This is a genomic window from Acidovorax delafieldii 2AN (genome assembly GCF_000175235.1).
GTDB lineage: Bacteria > Pseudomonadota > Gammaproteobacteria > Burkholderiales > Burkholderiaceae_C > Acidovorax > Acidovorax delafieldii_B.
In genome coordinates, this window is record NZ_ACQT01000087.1 from 1 (window position 1) to 14,741 (window position 14,741).

Genomic DNA, 14,741 nt, shown 5'->3' on the forward strand with positions numbered 1-14,741 from the left:
CCTTCTTCCGAGCCGCCGCCCTGGCCGGGGTCCGAGGATTCCGCGGCCGTGCAAGCGTTGCCGCAGGGCGCGCAGGCACTGCCGGTCCGGGAAACCCAGGATTTAGAGTCAAATCGACCCCATGCGCAGACTGTGCATGCGCGAGCAGCTACTGAATTTGTAGCGATTCCGGTGCGCGTGGCGCCCGAGCCCGGCGCCCGCCTTCAGGCAATGCCGCATTCCACGCCCGTGCCTGCGTCTGCCCGCTACACCCCCACCGAGGAGGGCGACCTGTGGCACGGCACGGTGCAGCAGTTGGTGGCCGCCGAGGCGATCACGGCACTGGTGCGCGAGCTGGCCTTGCAATCGCAACTGGTGGCGCGCGACGCGGGCCACTGGTTGCTGCGCGTCGAGCGCGAGTCGCTCAACCAGCCCGTGGCCCGCGAGCGCCTGCGCGCCGCACTGGAGGCGGCCGGCCATGCCACCCAGATCAGCGTGGAGGTGGGCGTTGTCATCGACAGCCCCGCCCGGCGCAATGCCGCCGCTGCCGCCGAGCGCCAGCGGATGGCCGAAGACATCGTGATGAACGATCCCTATGTGCAGTCGCTGATGCGCGACTACGGCGCGAGAATCGTGCCGGGTAGCATCAAGCCCGCCTGAGAAAGTGCAGAGTTCCCGGCCTATGCCCGCCACCCATCCCGCACAGCCCCGCCCATGGCTGCAGATGCTTGCCGCGGAACGCGCCCACGCGATGCGCGGCGTGCATCGGAGCCTGGGCGTACACCGCTTGGGTGCGGCCCCGGCGCTCTGCTTTGAACCTCTCTTCCCCCATTCGTAAAAAAGGAAAAATCCATGTTCAACAAAGGACAACTCGCCGGCCTCATGAAGCAGGCCCAGGCCATGCAGGACAACCTCAAGAAAGCCCAGGAAGAGCTGGCCTTCATCGAAGTGGAAGGTGAGTCTGGCGCGGGGCTCGTGAAGGTGCTCATGACCTGCAAGCACGACGTCAAGCGCATCACCATCGACCCCAGCCTGCTGGCCGAAGACAAGGACATGCTGGAAGACCTGGTGGCCGCGGCGTTCAATGCCGCGGTGCGCAAGGCCGAAGAAACGTCGAGCGAAAAGATGGGCAAGCTGACCGCCGGCATGCCGGGTCTGCCCGGCGGCATGAAATTCCCGTTTTAAGGCCTGTTGCCGCGCGCGATGCCATTGCGCGGCCGGCGCAAGACCCCGGCGAACCCGCCAAGCGGCGCAGGTGCTTTGTGCGCGGCCTTGCGGCTGCACGCAGCGCGCCCCAAGCTGCTCGGAGCCGCCGATGACCCAGGGCCCGTCGCCTCTGGTTTAGACCATGGCAAGCGCGGCTTGTTGCCGCCTGGGGCCGGTTGGCTGCTCGGCCTGCGACCGGGTGGGGCCCGGCCTGCTGTCGCAGCCCGGGCGGAATGACGCCGATTTGTGCCGCCCGCGCTTGGCGATGCACCAACCGGTGTTGTCACCTCTACACTCCCCTTTCGGACTTGGCTTGGTCATAGTCTGATCCCCTTCACCGGATGAGCCGCAACCCATGTCCTCCACCAACTCGCTTGATGTCCTGATCCAGGCGCTGCGCCGCTTGCCGGGCGTGGGCATCAAGTCGGCGCAGCGCATGGCGTTTCATCTGCTGCAGCACGACCGCGCAGGCGCGCAGGCCCTGGCGCGTGCACTGGACGATGCCGTGGGCTCGGTGCGCCATTGCGCGCTGTGCCACACCTTCACGCAGGCCGAAGTCTGCAGCACCTGTCTTGACCCTGCGCGCGATGCCTCGCGGCTGTGCGTGGTGGAGACACCCGCCGACCAGTCGGCACTGGAGCGCACGGGGGCGTACAAGGGGCTGTATTTCGTGCTCATGGGGCGCCTTAGCCCGCTGGATGGCATCGGTCCCAAAGAGATCGGACTGCAAAAGCTCATGGAGCGCTCGACCAACGGCGTCGTGCAGGAAGTGATCCTGGCCACCAATTTCAATGCCGAGGGCGAAGCCACCGCCCATGTGATCGGCGAGGCGCTCAAGAGCCGGGGCCTGCATGTCACGCGCCTGGCGCGCGGCGTGCCGGTGGGCAGCGAGCTGGAGTATGTGGATCTGGGCACCATCGCGCATGCGTTGGTGGACCGCCGCTAGCGTCTTCACCGCTAAAATACTCTCGTTTTAATAGCGGCCGGCGCCTGTCGACACTGCGCCTCTGCGGTGCCGGTGTTTCAAGCGGGGCCCGGGGCGGCAGCGGATTTCCGGGCAGCGCGAGGTGCCCGGGGGCCGCGCAGCTTTTCCGCCGGTGATGGCCGCAGGGCTTGGCGGTTGCTGGCGGCACAGGCACTGTTACCGTAAGGTCGACAGTCGGCGCTCTATCCCAACCCTTGAAGGATCAGAATGAACTCCCTGCATTTGGCGCGTTTCACGGTGGCCTACTGGTGCGTTTTCATGGCCGTGTTGCTGCCGCTGGTGTGCGCCTGGCTTGCCAAGAGCGGCGGCTTCGGCAAGCCCCGCCGTGACGGCGGCTACGACAACCACGACCCCCGCGCCTGGATGGCGCGCCAGACCGACTGGCACGCCCGCGCCAACGCCGCGCAGGCCAACAGTTTCGAGGCACTGCCCTTTTTCATGGGCGCCGTCATCATTGCGCACCAGCTGGGTGCCGGGCAGACCTTGCTCGACATCCTGGCCTTCCTGTTCATCATGCTGCGCATCTTCTACATCATGATGTACGTGTCGGACATGCCCCGTGCACGCAGCGCCGTATGGGCCGCCGCGTTTCTCGTGAACATTGCCATCTTCTTCATCGGTTATCGGTGAAGCGCTCGGGCCATGCCCGCCCTGGATACGTAGAAATCCTCAGGGGATGACCCTGATGCGTCTGTGCAAAGGCTGCGGCACGATTGTTGCACTGCAGCAATGCAGATTTCGTCCTTTCTCTTTCATGCACCGTCACCCCCTCAGCCGCCGCAACTTCGGCGCCCTGTCTGCCTTGTCGGCAGTAGCGGCGTGTGCCCCTGCGGGCTGGGCACAGCCGGCCCGCCCGGCGCCCGGGCGCATCACCATTGCGGTGGGCGGGCAAGGTGTGCTGTACCACCTGCCGCTCACCATCGCAGACCGGCTGGGGTTCTTTCAGGCCGAGGGGCTGGATGTCACGGTGCAGGATTACGCCGGTGGCGCCCTGGCGCTGCAGGCCACGCAGGCAGGCGCTGCCCAGGTCTGTTCTGGCGCTTACGAGCACACGCTGCGTCAGCATGCGCGTGGGCACGACTACCGTGCCTTCGTGCTGCAGGGACGGGCACCCCAGCAGGCCCTGGGTGTGTCGATGCGGGCGATGCCGGGCTACCGGCGCCCCGGCGACCTGAAGGGGCGGCGCATTGGCGTCTCGGCACCAGGGTCGTCCACCGAGGTCATGGCCCGCATGCTGCTCGCGCGCGCGGGCGTGAATCCGCGCGAAGTTTCGTTTGTGGGCGTGGGCTCGGGGGCTGCGGCGCTTGCGGCCCTGCGCGCCGGCCGGGTGCACGCGCTGTGCCACGCCGATCCGGTCATGGCATTGCTCGAACAAAAGGGCGAGGTGCGCATTGTGGGCGATCTGCGCACGCTCCACGCTGCCCAGGACCTGTTCGGCGGCGCCATGCCGGCCAGCTGCCTCTATGCACCCCAGGCATTCCTGCAAAAAGAACCGTTGGCGGCGCAGGCGCTGGCCAATGGCATCGTGCACGCGCTCAAATGGCTGCAGACCGCCGCCCCCGCTGATCTGGTCAAGGCGGTGCCCAGCAGCTACCTGCTGGGTGACCGTGCCGTCTATCTGGCGGCGTTCAACCGGGTGCGCGAGACCTTCTCGCCCCATGGCCTGATGCCCGACGACGGGCCCGCCACGGCCCTGCGGGCGCTTGCCGAGATCCACCCCGAAATGGCCGGACCCCGCACCGGCCTGTCGCGTACCTTCACCAATGACCTGGCACGCAAGGCGCGCCTGAAGTTCGGGGTTTGATGCGCCGCACGGCCGACACCGCGCCGTGCTGACGAAAGGGGTTCCTTATCGTGGTCAGCGGGAGCTGCACCACGCCGCACCGCCCGTGGAAGGGCGAGAATGCAGGGCCATCCGCTCGGTTTGCCGCAGCCTGCGGCAGGCGCCGTAGCCCTTTATGTTCGAAGGATTTTTTCATGTCCCTGAGTCTCAGCATTGGCCCTCTCGTATCCCTGATCGCAGGCATCCTCATTCTGGTGATGCCGCGCCTGCTCAGCACCATCGTGGCGCTCTACCTCATCGTCATTGGCGTTCTTGGCCTGCTGGGCATGCACACGCTGCGCATCTAGGGGCGACGGCGTGCTGCCACCAGCGCGAAGTGGGTCCAGACCGTGCGGGCTTCTGGAGATGTGAACGGGTGCCAGGGTGATGACTACCGCTATCGGCCAGCAGCAGCCTTTCGCGACTGTCGGTTTGGGGACGCGTAAGTGCTGGTACGTCTGTTTACCATGCCAGACATGGCGCCCCACCTGCCGATTTGATAGCGACGCTTTGTGCGACTGGAAGCGGGAATCGCTTAAGGCGTCGCGTTTACGCAACTCCACCAAGTAGGTAGTCTAGGGCCTGTTACATACACAACGCCACGAACCACATCCAGGCGCGGAGTACCACTGAGTGCTCTTCAGTGAAGCAGAGGATTGAATTGACAACACCACAACAGATACCGCGAAGATCATGCGGCGCAGATTTTGAATCTGGCTCAAAGAAACTTGCGAGCTCGCTGGTTTAACCCAGTTGGATTTAGCTGAGTTGCTGGCTTACGCATACCCAAGAACCATTAGCCAAATTGAACGCGGCGTATCGGCCTGCCGCCTGCTGAAATCGAACTGTGGGCCGAAGCCATCAAGATAAGCGCAGAGCAGCTGGCCAAGAAATACCTTTATTTTGTCGAGCCATCTGTTTACGTTGTCATCTACGGTGTTGACCCATATGCCGCTGAAGCGATGCCGCGACCAACCACGACCATAAGGCGTCGTGAATCTCGCGCACTGAAAAAACTGTTGTAATGACGCTAATTTTGATCGTACTTGATTACAATCTGATACAGTGAGCTGTTATCATTACACTGACTTATCGGGGAATCACAGTGAAGTTTGTAGGTACTATTTCTTTTCTTGCTTCGGCAATCGTTCTTGCTGGGTGCGTGGTTACAAAGCCACTGGTCAATGCGCAAGGTCAGCAAATCAAATTTATGAATCCGATCTTGGATGAGAGTATGCTGGATCAGGCGAACTACGTCCTGGTCCAAAAAAGCGTAGCATCGGGAGATTGGACGCTCGTCAGCATCTCAAAAACCAGGCAGCCGATTACCAATGAACGACAAGAGCGCATCGTTATCAACAAGAGCCTGACAGCGTTCGCTCCTGACTACACCGATTATTCGTTTCAAACCTATGTAGACCGCGGTAACTACAACTTTGAAACGACAATCATGCACTGCAAGTCGACACCTCTAAAAGCCAAACAGTACGGACCGTGCAACAGTGAGTTCGCATCGGTGTTTGTCCCCATGAGCGTGACTAAGGCCTACGTCGCTGGACGCATGGGCTATGCGGCCAAGAAAGAATGGGAAGACCCGCTCACGAACACTAGGCGCTACGTTGATTCGCCTCAGTGGGTGCTGCAGGTTGTCGGGGCGTTCGAAAAACTTGGCATTCCCAAGAACAAATGATCCAATATGGCTAATTTCAAAAAGATATTGGCCTATATCGGGATGGGGTTGGTCACTTTTTCCGTAACAGCGGAAGAGCTGACTGCCCCAAGTGCCAAACCGATTGAGCGCGTACTTGAAAAAAATAACACGTGGCGCGTGACCATCTCAAATAGGAATAACCAGCCAGCCAACCTGATTTACGCGGTGATTTCACGTCGTAACGATCACTGGGTCGTAGATCGGTTTTTTAAGAAACCACCTTTGATACCGAAGACGGAGCAAGTGGAGCTATTCGCTGTTACGCCGGATTTGCAGCAGTGGTTCAATGCCTTCACGGACTTAATATCTAATTGCCACTTCATCGAAGTCAGGAGCAGCCGTTATCACTCGGTGTGCTCCAGCAGTTTGGCGGAACCCCAAGTCGGCATCGGTGTGGCCAGGATATTTTTCGGCGCGGGAGGAAAAATCCCGTTTGGTTATACCGATAAGAAAGTTGAAGCGGCAATCAACAGCATTAACGCAAGCCAGGCCGAGCAAAAGCTCTTGGAGTTTGAGAAAAGCTTATTAGATGCTCAATAAGTCATGCAGGCGCCGGCTCTAAAGACTGCAACTTAAGTCAACCTGCGTCTGCCAAGCTATTGCGCCGTTACGATGAGGTTTATTCCATTCGGAAATGGCCGTCAGGCAGACGTTTTATAACCTGAGCATTCCGGTGAGGATGACCAGTCAGTCCATTACCACGAACACCTGCAGAAAATCCTCAGCCTCTGGCCGCAAACGGCCAGAAACGGATGTACACCAGAGTCAGGCAAGGGGACGTCGACGATGGCATTCCTGTGGGCCGCGCTTGCCATCATCACCCCAACAGCTATTTCAGAGGAGGCATTGCAGCATGAGGAAGATTTCCCCCCAGGACGTTCGAGACGATTTCAAGGTGCAATTGACGGAGCTGACTAGCTTCTATCAGGCTGGGATGTCTGCCTTCGCAAATGACAAGGATCAATCAACCCTAACGGAGCACAGCCTCTTGGCTGCGGCGGTAGCCTGGGAAGGGTTCGTTAGCGACTTGTTCATTGCGTATATCAACGGAGATGCAAGCCGATTCAAGCAGCATCTTCAAGACTCGTTTGTCGAGCACGTTAAGGCACAGGAGAAATCAAATCGTGTTTTTCAGAAGTTTGGCAAGTTGCAACTCCCTGCACATCTTAGCAAGGCGGACGTTCAATCGCTAGCAAACAGCACAGGCAATAACATCACGTTTCCCAACTTTGACGAGCTGGAGAAAAGAACTATCACATGGCTTGTGAAGGCACACGCTGACAAATTCAAAAACCTCTCGAAATCACAAAAGGCAGTGGTAAATGCTGTCATCGGTCTTAGAAACCACGTCGCGCATCGAAGTCAGCGATCCCTTAATGCAATGAATGAGCTTCTTGCAGTTGGCGCGCTCCATTCTGTCGGCATAAAGCGCAAGGGGAATAGGTTCCATAACGTCGGAGCATGGCTGAAGGCGACCCCTGCCCAACGCAACGAATCCAGGATTGAAACGATCATTAAAACCCTGGAGACAATTGGCACGGCCTGTTGAGTTGCATCCAAAAATGAACGACAACCAAGCATCGCGTGGAACGCTGAATGTCTGCTTAGGTGCGATGAATCTGAAGTGACGAACGTCGGCTGTGGGCCCGTAGCTGTCCCTTAGTAGCGACGCTGTTTCGACCCCGCCGTTCATCAGCGACGGGTAGGGGGCTGGACTGGAGGTGTCCCGACTTCCGGGTAAAGAAGCTGGGAGTGTGTGTCGCCTAACAGACGCGGACGCTGAATGCTGAGGCCCTGGCCTCACCGCGAAGGCATCGGCCTCAGGTTGAGCGGTTCGCGCGCAATGCGCCTGCGCTCTCAGCGCCGTTTACGTGAAGGCTTTCCACCCTTGCGCGTGGGCGCAGGGGCCTTCTTGTCGGCTTTTCGCGCCGACGAGTGTTCGGCTGCAGGGCCGTGGGCCATGCGCACGGGCAGGAATACCACCACTTGCTGGCCAGCCTTGAAGGCCGCGGTGGCTTTCACGTCGTTCCACTGGGCCACGTTGTCGGCGCTCACGCGGTAGCGCTGGGCGATGCTGCGCACGCTGTCGCGCTTGCCGGCGCGCACGGTGGTGCGGCGGGTGACGATTTCGGGGGTCAGGGACAGCTGCCCGTTGTCCGCCAAGTGGGCCGACACATCCTGGCGGGTGGTGGTGGAGCGGGGCACCATCAGCGCCGAGCCTGCCTTGATCAGCATCCGGGGCGGGATGTTGTTGATGCTGCGCAGGTCGCTTTCACTCATGCCAGTGCGCTGTGCGGCTTCGGCTGCGCTCATGGTGGCGGGCACCGACCACACCGTCCAGCTTGCGTATTGGCCCTGGTTGTAGGCGTCGAGGTTGCGCTGGAACACGCGCGCGTTGTCCCATGGCAGCAGGATCTGCGGTGTGCCCGCGGCAAAAATGGTGGGGCGATGGAACGCGGGGTTGAGTGCGCGGAAATCTTCTTCGCGCACGCCCGCCAGGTTGGCCACCAGGGCGACGTCGATGTCGTGGGTGATGTCCACCATCTGGAAGTAGGGGTGGTTCTCGATCAGTGGCAGTTCGGTGCGAAAGGCTTCCGGGTTGGCCACGATGTTCTTCACCGCCTGCAGCTTGGGCACATACAGCCGGGTTTCCGCAGGCATGTTCAGATCGGTGTAGCTGGTGCCCAGCCCGGCCTTCTGGTTGCGCGCGATGGCGCGGCTCACGCTGCCTTCACCCCAGTTGTAGGCGGCCAGCGCGAGGTGCCAGTCGCCAAACATGCCATAGAGTTTCTGCAGGTAGTCGAGCGCGGCGCGGGTGGAGGCCAGCACGTCGCGGCGGTCGTCGCGGAAAGCGTTCTGCTTGAGGTCGAAATAGTTGCCGGTGGCGGGCATGAACTGCCACATGCCGGCGGCCTTGGCGCTCGAAACGGCGCGGGGATTGAACGCGCTTTCGATGTACGGCAGCAGCGCCAGTTCGGTGGGCATGCCACGGCGCTCCAGTTCTTCGACGACGTGGAACAGGTATTTGCTGGAGCGCTCGGTCATGCGCTGCATGTATTCGGGGCGGCTGGCGTACCACTGTTCGCGGTCCTGCACCAGATCGCCCTGCAGGTCGGGCATGGCAAAGCCGCGGCGGATGCGGTCCCACAGGTCGGCGGGGGTGGACAGCGAAGCCACTTCGCTGCTGCTGGTGCGGCCTGCGGTGATGGGGCTGAGCGGCCCGTCGGGGATGACCGGCGTGTGCGAGGGTGTATCCGTTCCCGATGTGGGCGTCTGCATGCCGGACGGGCCGCCCGTGGTGCCTGTGGTGGCGCAGCCGGTCAGCCACAGCAGTCCTGCCAGGCAGGCGATGTGCAGTTTTTTCATCAGAAGTTGTTTTTCCATTGGCGCAGGGCGGCAAATACCGCCACTGCATCGTGTTGTGGGGGGCTCGCATCGAAGCCCTGGGCGGCAGCACGCACAGTGGCTTCGCGAACGCGCAGAAAGGGGTTGATCTCGCGTTCCAGCGCAATGGTGGACGGCAGTGTGGGCTCCTGCCGTGCACGCAGGCTTTCGCAGTGGCTGCTGTAGTCGCGCAGCGCCTGGTTGCCGGGCTCCACCGCGCGCGCAAACCGCAGGTTGGAGAGGGTGTACTCGTGGGTGCAGCATACGCGGGTGCTGCCGGGCAGGGCTGCCAGCCGGTCGAGTGACGCCAGCATCTGGGCGGGCGTGCCCTCGAAAAGCCGCCCGCAGCCTCCCGAGAAGAGGGTGTCGCCACAGAAAAGGAGGGGGGCGCCCGCCAGGTCGGCACAGTAATAGGCAATGTGGCCGGCCGTGTGCCCGGGCACGTCGAGCACCGAAAACCGCAGGCCCAGCACTTCCACCGTGTCGCCATCGGCCAGCCGTTGCAGGGGCTCGGGCATCTGTTCGCCTGCGGGGCCGAACACATGCGCACCCGTGGCCTCGCGCAGCGTGGGGACGCCGCCGACATGATCGGCATGGTGGTGCGTGACTAGAATGGCCTGCAACTGCAGCCCCTGCGCCTGCAGGGCATGCAGCACGGGCGCTGCATCGCCAGGGTCGACCACGATGGCCTGGCGCGTGTCGTGCAGCATCCAGATGTAGTTGTCGGTAAAGGCGGGCAGCGGCAGCAAGTTCATGAGCGCTCAAATTATAGGTTTGCACCACTGGTTTGACTCCCCCCCCGGCCGCTACCTGCTGGCGTGGGAGCAGACCCGTTTCGACGAGGCGGTGGTGGACATCTTTGGCTACCACGGGCTGCAGGTCGGCATCCCCATGCTCGATGGTCTTCGCGCCAACCGGATGCCGCACCAATGGCTGGCACTGGCCGACGACGGCCTGGCGCTGCTGCGCGGTGACGGCGCCGCGCCACCGCCCGCCAGCGCCGATGCCGAAGCCCCCGCCGCTCTGCGGCGGTTGGCGTTGCTGGCAGAGCCGGTGGCCCTGCCGTTCGCTGACAACAGCCTGGACCTGATCCTGCTACCCCACACGCTGGAGCTGAGCGTGGACCCGCATGCCGCGCTGCGCGAGGTCGAGCGGGTGCTGGTGCCCGAGGGGCGTGTGGTGATCAGCGGGCTTAACGCCACCAGCCTGTGGGCCTTGCGCCAGCATCGGGCCCGGCTCTACCAGCGCATGGGGCGGGGCCGGCCTTATTTGCCCGAGGTGAATGAACTCATCGGCTACCGGCGCTTGCGCGACTGGCTGCGGCTGCTGAGTTTCGAAGTGGAATCGGCGCGGTTCGGCTGCTACCGGCCTGCGGTACGCAGCAGCCACTGGCTCGAAAGATTTGCCTGGATGGACCGTTTGGGCGAGCACTGGTGGCCCATACTCGGGGCCGCGTATTTTTTGGTGGCGGTCAAGCGGGTGCACGGAATGCGCCTGCTCGAGCCCGCCTGGCGCAGCGCACCGCAGCGCGCCGCAGCGTCGCTGCCCGTAGCCAACCGTGCTGCCGCCGGAACGCCTCTCCGTGGCCCAGGGCTGGTGCCCACTGCCGCGGTGGGCACAATAGACAGGAAAAAAGCTTGAATCAGATCGAGATATATACCGATGGCGCCTGCAAGGGCAATCCGGGACCCGGCGGTTGGGGTGCGCTGCTGCGGGCCGGAGCCACTGAGAAAGAGTTGTTTGGCGGCGAGCTGGGCACCACCAACAACCGCATGGAACTGATGGCCGTGATCGAGGCACTGTCCGCGCTCAAGCGGCCCTGCGCGGTGACGCTGTACCTCGACAGTGAATATGTGCGCAAAGGCATCACCGAGTGGATTCACGGCTGGAAGGCGCGGGGGTGGCGCACTGCCGCCAAGCAGCCCGTCAAGAACGTCGAGCTGTGGCAGCGCCTGGATGCCCTGGTGACTACGGCCGGCCACCGTATCGACTGGCGCTGGGTGCGGGGGCATTCCGGCGATCCTGGCAACGAGCGTGCCGACGCCCTGGCCAACCGCGGCGTGGACAAAGCGCTCGGGCGCGGCTGAAGTTCTCGACCACAGTTCGCGGGTATATAGCTTGCGGACCCTTGGTGCATGCTATTCATGTGATAGCTGCTTACGACTGATCGGTAAGCGCTGCAGCCGTTTTTGACAGGTTTTCTTGCCCCGTTGGGCTTGGGGTTGCCTGGCATCGGTTTGCGGCGGGCAGGTAGCCAGCGCGCCGGTGCTGTGTTCTGATGGCAGCGTCTTCGCGGGGGCGCCGGCTGATGACTTGACGCGGGCTGCGTCTTTCGGCCATCGGCGCAGCCCCTGGTGGTGCGGTGCGCGCCCTGCCGGCCTTCGGCGTGCGCCGTGCCAGCCCCCCCTGGGGTGCGGCATGCCGCACCGTTCAGGGACGGCCCTGCCCCCGACGGCGTTGTGAGCAACTCTGAAAAGGAGTGAACATGAACCCGCTGACCAAAATGGCGCTCGGGCTGATCGGGCAACTCCGAGCCGAGCCACCCACGGGCGATGGCAGCCCGGCGCTGGCCTTGCCACTGCCGCGCCTTGGCGAGGGGCTGCCGCTCATGCAGGCACTGGCCCTGCGGCATTCGCACCGGGCGTTCGACCCCAAGCCGCTCGAGTTGCCTGTGTTGTCGGACCTGCTGTGGGCTGCGGCCGGCATCAACCGGCCGGACAGCGGCGGGCGCACGGCACCGAGCGCCATGAATGCGCAGGAAGTCGACGTGTATGTGGCCATGCCCGAGGGGCTGTACCTCTACGACCCCCAGGCCCATGCGTTGCAGCGCACGGTGGCGGCCGATGTGCGGCGTGTGACGGGCTACCAGGATTTTGTCGACCACGCGCCGCTGGACCTGGTCTACGTGGCCGACCATGGGCGCATGAAAATGGTGCCGGCAGAGCAGCGCGGTGTTTACGCGGCCGCTTCAGCGGGGGCGATGGCGCAAAACGTCTATCTGCAAGCGGCATCCAGCGGGCTGGCAGCCGTCATCCGCGCCTGGCTGGACCGCGGTGCCCTGGCGCAGGCCATGGGCCTGGGCACCAACCAGCAGGTGCTGCTGGCGCAGACCGTGGGCCGCCCGGCCGGGGCCGCATCTCCATGACCACCGTATTCGACCCGCTGCGCCTTGCAGCGGTGTCGCTGGACGTGTTGGCCGCCCAGCGCGACACCGTCCAGGGGCTGGCAATGCGGCAGCAGACGCGGCTGGCCCGGTTGCTGGATGCGGCGCTGGGCGGATCGCGCCTGTACCGCGACATGCTTCCCGTGGGCGCTTCGGCCCGCACGCCGCTGCAGCAGTTGCCCGTGGTCACGCGCAGGCAGCTGATGGAGCGCTTCGATGACTGGGTGACCGACCCGTGCCTCACACGGGCTGCGCTGCGGGCCTTCACCGCCGACCCCGCACGCATTGCAGAGCCATGGCAGGGCCGCTACATGGTGTGGGAGAGTTCGGGCACCAGCGGCCAGCCGGGCATTTTTGTGCAGGACGCGCAGGCGATGGCCGTGTACGACGCGCTCGAGGCGCTGCGCCGCACCACGCCGCGCCCTCTGGCCCTGTGGTGCGACCCGCTGTGCCTGGCCGAACGCATTGCTTTCGTGGGCGCGACCAGCGGGCATTTCGCCAGCTACGTCTCGGTGCAGCGGCTGCGGGCTCTCAACCCCTGGCTGGCCGGCCGAATTCTCAGTTTTTCGATCCAGCAACCCGTGCGCGATCTGGTCAGTGCCCTCAATGATTTTTCACCCACCGTGCTGGCCACCTACCCCACGGCGGCGGCGCTGTTGGCCGACGAGGCCGGCCGGGGCGCGCTGCACATTGCGCCGCACGAGGTCTGGACGGGCGGCGAGACCCTGCGCCCCGCGGCGCGCGCGCACATCGAGCAGGGCCTGGGCTGCACGGTGCGCAACAGCTACGGCGCCTCGGAGTTTCTCACCATAGGCTGGGAATGCGCCCATGGCCACATGCACCTCAATGCCGACTGGGTGATCCTGGAGCCCGTGGACGAGCACTACCGCCCTGTGCCGCCGGGCCACGCTGGCTGCACCGTGCTGCTGACCCATCTGGCGAACTTTGTTCAGCCCCTCATCCGCTACGACCTGGGCGACCAGGTCATCCTGGGGGCGGAGCGATGCACCTGTGGCTCGCCCCTGCCGGTGCTGGAGGTGCAGGGGCGCCAGGACGACCCCTTGCGCATGGCCGGCCGCGGTGGCCGGACGGTGACGCTGCTGCCGCTGGCCCTGTCGACCGTGCTGGAGGACGAGGCAGGTGTGTTCGATTTCCACCTGCGCCAGCAGGATGCGCACACGCTGGTGTTGCGCCTGTCTCTCACGGGGGAGGCAGGGCAGGCGGCGATGGCGCGGTGCTGCACGGCGCTGAAGGCGTTTGGCCGGGCGCAAGGGCTGGCGCGGCTGAACGTGCTGTCGGAGCTGGGGTGCCCCGTACCGCGGGGGCGCAGTGGCAAGGCCCGCCGCATCGTGGCCTGTCCCGACTGAGACGGTGGCTGCGGGGTGACCCTGCGGGCTGCCGTGTTTTGGCGCGGAGCCCGGCGGGGTGGGTCTCCAACGGCGCCGCCTGCCGGGGCTCGTCAGGGCATGGAAGACACGTAGGCCACCACGGCCTCGATGTCGGCGTCCGTCATGAGCTTGGTGTTCGGCGTCATGATCGAGTTGGCGCGCACGCCGGCGCCGTCGCGGTAGCGCTTGAGGGTCAGGCGCAGGTAGTCGGGCTGCTGCCCCGCGATGCGGGCAATCTGCTCGTTGCCGCGCCCTCCGTTGCCATGGCAGCGGAAGCAGGTTTTTTCGAAGTACTCCTGGCCCTTGGTGGCCAGCGCGGCGTTGGCGGCGGGCTTGTGGGTGACATCCTGCGCCGCGTAGAACAGCACCATGCCGATCTTTTCGTCGCTGTCCATGGCGCGGATCATGCCTTCCATGAATTCGTTGCGGCGGCGTCCATCGGCGAACTGGCGCAACTGCTCTAGCAGGTAGGCGGGGTTCTGGCCAGCGAGGTTGGGAATGGACGGCTTGGTGCTGTTGCCGCCATCGCCATGGCAGTTGGCGCACACAGCGGCCACCTTGCGGCCCACCTTGTAGAGATCGTCGGCCAGCTTGAGGTTGGTCTGGGCCTCCTTGAAACGCGCGTCCAGATCCACCTTGGCCGTCGCGCGCGCCTTGGCCGACTGGGCCATTGCGGGTGCGGTCATGAGGGCTGCCATCAATGCGGTGGTCAGTGCCAGTGCTATGCGCTTGATCATGGAGGTAACCATTATTGGAAAAAGGTCATTCTAGACCCCACGGTGTCGCGCGCCCAGGGTGTTACCGCAGTTAGATCAAACAGTGTGCGAGTGAACCACAGCCCACTTGGCAGTACGGGCAGTACGGGCAGTACGGGCAGTACGGGCGCGGGGCGCTGGGAATGCGGCGAATGCGGCGAATGCGGTGAACCTGCGCAGAACAGGGTCAGGCCCTTTTGGGGGCAGCCTCTTCCTGTCGGACCCCCGCTTGCGCTGCGAAGTCGAAGGGCTGGCAACAACCCGGCTGGCCCGCACAGGTGGCGCCGCATGCCCCGATGGTCCGCGTGCCCGGGCTTGCGGCGCAACAGCTGGCGGCAACCAGCGCGG

16 protein-coding genes are annotated in these 14,741 nt (G+C 63.8%); 13 read left to right on the forward strand and 3 right to left on the reverse strand.

All coding sequences use genetic code 11. From position 1 onward, the window contains the following. From ACDELDRAFT_RS12240 to ACDELDRAFT_RS12280, 9 genes are all read left to right on the forward strand, one after another. The coding region (locus ACDELDRAFT_RS12240; RefSeq protein WP_332375866.1) for a DNA polymerase III subunit gamma/tau C-terminal domain-containing protein at positions 1-639 on the forward strand (639 nt) is incomplete at its 5' end. Between the two features lie 192 nt (positions 640-831). Beyond that, entirely contained in the window at positions 832-1,164 is a 333-nt protein-coding gene (locus tag ACDELDRAFT_RS12250; RefSeq protein ID WP_005797126.1) for a YbaB/EbfC family nucleoid-associated protein, read from the forward strand. Positions 1,165-1,540: 376 nt separating this feature from the next. Then, the gene (gene recR, locus ACDELDRAFT_RS12255; RefSeq protein WP_005797127.1) at positions 1,541-2,131 is read left to right on the forward strand and encodes a recombination mediator RecR; all 591 of its coding nucleotides are present in this window, start codon (positions 1,541-1,543) and stop codon (positions 2,129-2,131) included. Between the two features lie 246 nt (positions 2,132-2,377). Next, the gene (locus ACDELDRAFT_RS12260) at positions 2,378-2,800 is read left to right on the forward strand and encodes an MAPEG family protein (protein WP_005797128.1); all 423 of its coding nucleotides are present in this window, start codon (positions 2,378-2,380) and stop codon (positions 2,798-2,800) included. Positions 2,801-2,924: 124 nt separating this feature from the next. Then, complete coding sequence (locus tag ACDELDRAFT_RS12265) at positions 2,925-3,974, forward strand: ABC transporter substrate-binding protein (protein WP_040329032.1); 1,050 nt, start codon at positions 2,925-2,927, stop codon at positions 3,972-3,974. Between the two features lie 173 nt (positions 3,975-4,147). Beyond that, positions 4,148-4,300 carry a DUF3096 domain-containing protein gene (locus tag ACDELDRAFT_RS24120; RefSeq protein ID WP_005797131.1) on the forward strand — a complete coding sequence of 51 codons (153 nt, stop codon included), beginning with the start codon at positions 4,148-4,150 and terminating at the stop codon, positions 4,298-4,300. A 797-nt stretch (positions 4,301-5,097) separates the two neighbouring features. Then, complete coding sequence (locus ACDELDRAFT_RS12270) at positions 5,098-5,682, forward strand: hypothetical protein (protein ID WP_232504762.1); 585 nt, start codon at positions 5,098-5,100, stop codon at positions 5,680-5,682. Positions 5,683-5,688: 6 nt separating this feature from the next. Further along, positions 5,689-6,243, forward strand: coding sequence for a hypothetical protein (locus tag ACDELDRAFT_RS12275; protein ID WP_005797134.1), 555 nt, complete (start codon positions 5,689-5,691; stop codon positions 6,241-6,243). Between the two features lie 313 nt (positions 6,244-6,556). Beyond that, positions 6,557-7,252, forward strand: a complete 696-nt coding sequence (locus ACDELDRAFT_RS12280) for a HEPN domain-containing protein (RefSeq protein WP_005797135.1) — start codon at positions 6,557-6,559, stop codon at positions 7,250-7,252. A 308-nt stretch (positions 7,253-7,560) separates the two neighbouring features. On the opposite strand, the gene ACDELDRAFT_RS12285 is transcribed toward ACDELDRAFT_RS12280, so the two are convergent. Both ACDELDRAFT_RS12285 and gloB read right to left on the reverse strand, forming a co-directional pair. Beyond that, complete coding sequence (locus tag ACDELDRAFT_RS12285) at positions 7,561-9,069, reverse strand: transglycosylase SLT domain-containing protein (RefSeq protein ID WP_005797136.1); 1,509 nt, start codon at positions 9,067-9,069, stop codon at positions 7,561-7,563. Then, a complete protein-coding gene (gene gloB / locus ACDELDRAFT_RS12290; protein ID WP_005797137.1) occupies positions 9,069-9,842 on the reverse strand; it encodes a hydroxyacylglutathione hydrolase in 774 nt (257 codons plus the stop codon). The genes ACDELDRAFT_RS12285 and gloB overlap by 1 nt, the downstream gene beginning before the upstream one ends. Between gloB and ACDELDRAFT_RS12295 the strand changes: the two genes are divergently transcribed. The 4 genes from ACDELDRAFT_RS12295 (at position 9,841) to ACDELDRAFT_RS12310 (ending at position 13,617) form a co-directional block, all read left to right on the forward strand. After that, a complete protein-coding gene (locus ACDELDRAFT_RS12295) occupies positions 9,841-10,728 on the forward strand; it encodes a class I SAM-dependent methyltransferase (RefSeq protein ID WP_081470123.1) in 888 nt (295 codons plus the stop codon). The genes gloB and ACDELDRAFT_RS12295 overlap by 2 nt on opposite strands. Next, on the forward strand, positions 10,725-11,174 hold the full coding sequence (gene rnhA, locus ACDELDRAFT_RS12300) for a ribonuclease HI (protein WP_005797140.1): 450 nt from the start codon (positions 10,725-10,727) through the stop codon (positions 11,172-11,174). The genes ACDELDRAFT_RS12295 and rnhA overlap by 4 nt, the downstream gene beginning before the upstream one ends. A gap of 398 nt (positions 11,175-11,572) precedes the next feature. Continuing rightward, positions 11,573-12,232: a SagB/ThcOx family dehydrogenase gene (locus tag ACDELDRAFT_RS12305; protein ID WP_005797142.1), complete on the forward strand. Its 660-nt coding sequence runs from the start codon at positions 11,573-11,575 to the stop codon at positions 12,230-12,232. Continuing rightward, entirely contained in the window at positions 12,229-13,617 is a 1,389-nt protein-coding gene (locus ACDELDRAFT_RS12310) for a phenylacetate--CoA ligase family protein (protein WP_005797143.1), read from the forward strand. The genes ACDELDRAFT_RS12305 and ACDELDRAFT_RS12310 overlap by 4 nt, the downstream gene beginning before the upstream one ends. A 92-nt stretch (positions 13,618-13,709) precedes the next feature. On the opposite strand, the gene ACDELDRAFT_RS12315 is transcribed toward ACDELDRAFT_RS12310, so the two are convergent. Then, entirely contained in the window at positions 13,710-14,375 is a 666-nt protein-coding gene (locus ACDELDRAFT_RS12315; protein ID WP_040329031.1) for a c-type cytochrome, read from the reverse strand. Positions 14,376-14,741: the final 366 nt, after the last annotated feature.

Coding starts and splice junctions, on each gene's coding strand:
- ACDELDRAFT_RS12265 (WP_040329032.1), top strand. CDS start 2,925: ATGCACCGTCACCCCCTCAGCCGCCGCAACTTCGGCGCCCTGTCTGCC.
- ACDELDRAFT_RS12295 (WP_081470123.1), top strand. CDS start 9,841: ATGAGCGCTCAAATTATAGGTTTGCACCACTGGTTTGACTCCCCCCCC.
- gloB (WP_005797137.1), bottom strand. CDS start 9,842: ATGAACTTGCTGCCGCTGCCCGCCTTTACCGACAACTACATCTGGATG.
- ACDELDRAFT_RS12260 (WP_005797128.1), top strand. CDS start 2,378: ATGAACTCCCTGCATTTGGCGCGTTTCACGGTGGCCTACTGGTGCGTT.
- ACDELDRAFT_RS12285 (WP_005797136.1), bottom strand. CDS start 9,069: ATGAAAAAACTGCACATCGCCTGCCTGGCAGGACTGCTGTGGCTGACC.
- ACDELDRAFT_RS12305 (WP_005797142.1), top strand. CDS start 11,573: ATGAACCCGCTGACCAAAATGGCGCTCGGGCTGATCGGGCAACTCCGA.
- ACDELDRAFT_RS12315 (WP_040329031.1), bottom strand. CDS start 14,375: ATGATCAAGCGCATAGCACTGGCACTGACCACCGCATTGATGGCAGCC.
- ACDELDRAFT_RS12310 (WP_005797143.1), top strand. CDS start 12,229: ATGACCACCGTATTCGACCCGCTGCGCCTTGCAGCGGTGTCGCTGGAC.
- ACDELDRAFT_RS12250 (WP_005797126.1), top strand. CDS start 832: ATGTTCAACAAAGGACAACTCGCCGGCCTCATGAAGCAGGCCCAGGCC.
- ACDELDRAFT_RS12280 (WP_005797135.1), top strand. CDS start 6,557: ATGAGGAAGATTTCCCCCCAGGACGTTCGAGACGATTTCAAGGTGCAA.
- recR (WP_005797127.1), top strand. CDS start 1,541: ATGTCCTCCACCAACTCGCTTGATGTCCTGATCCAGGCGCTGCGCCGC.
- ACDELDRAFT_RS24120 (WP_005797131.1), top strand. CDS start 4,148: ATGTCCCTGAGTCTCAGCATTGGCCCTCTCGTATCCCTGATCGCAGGC.
- ACDELDRAFT_RS12275 (WP_005797134.1), top strand. CDS start 5,689: ATGGCTAATTTCAAAAAGATATTGGCCTATATCGGGATGGGGTTGGTC.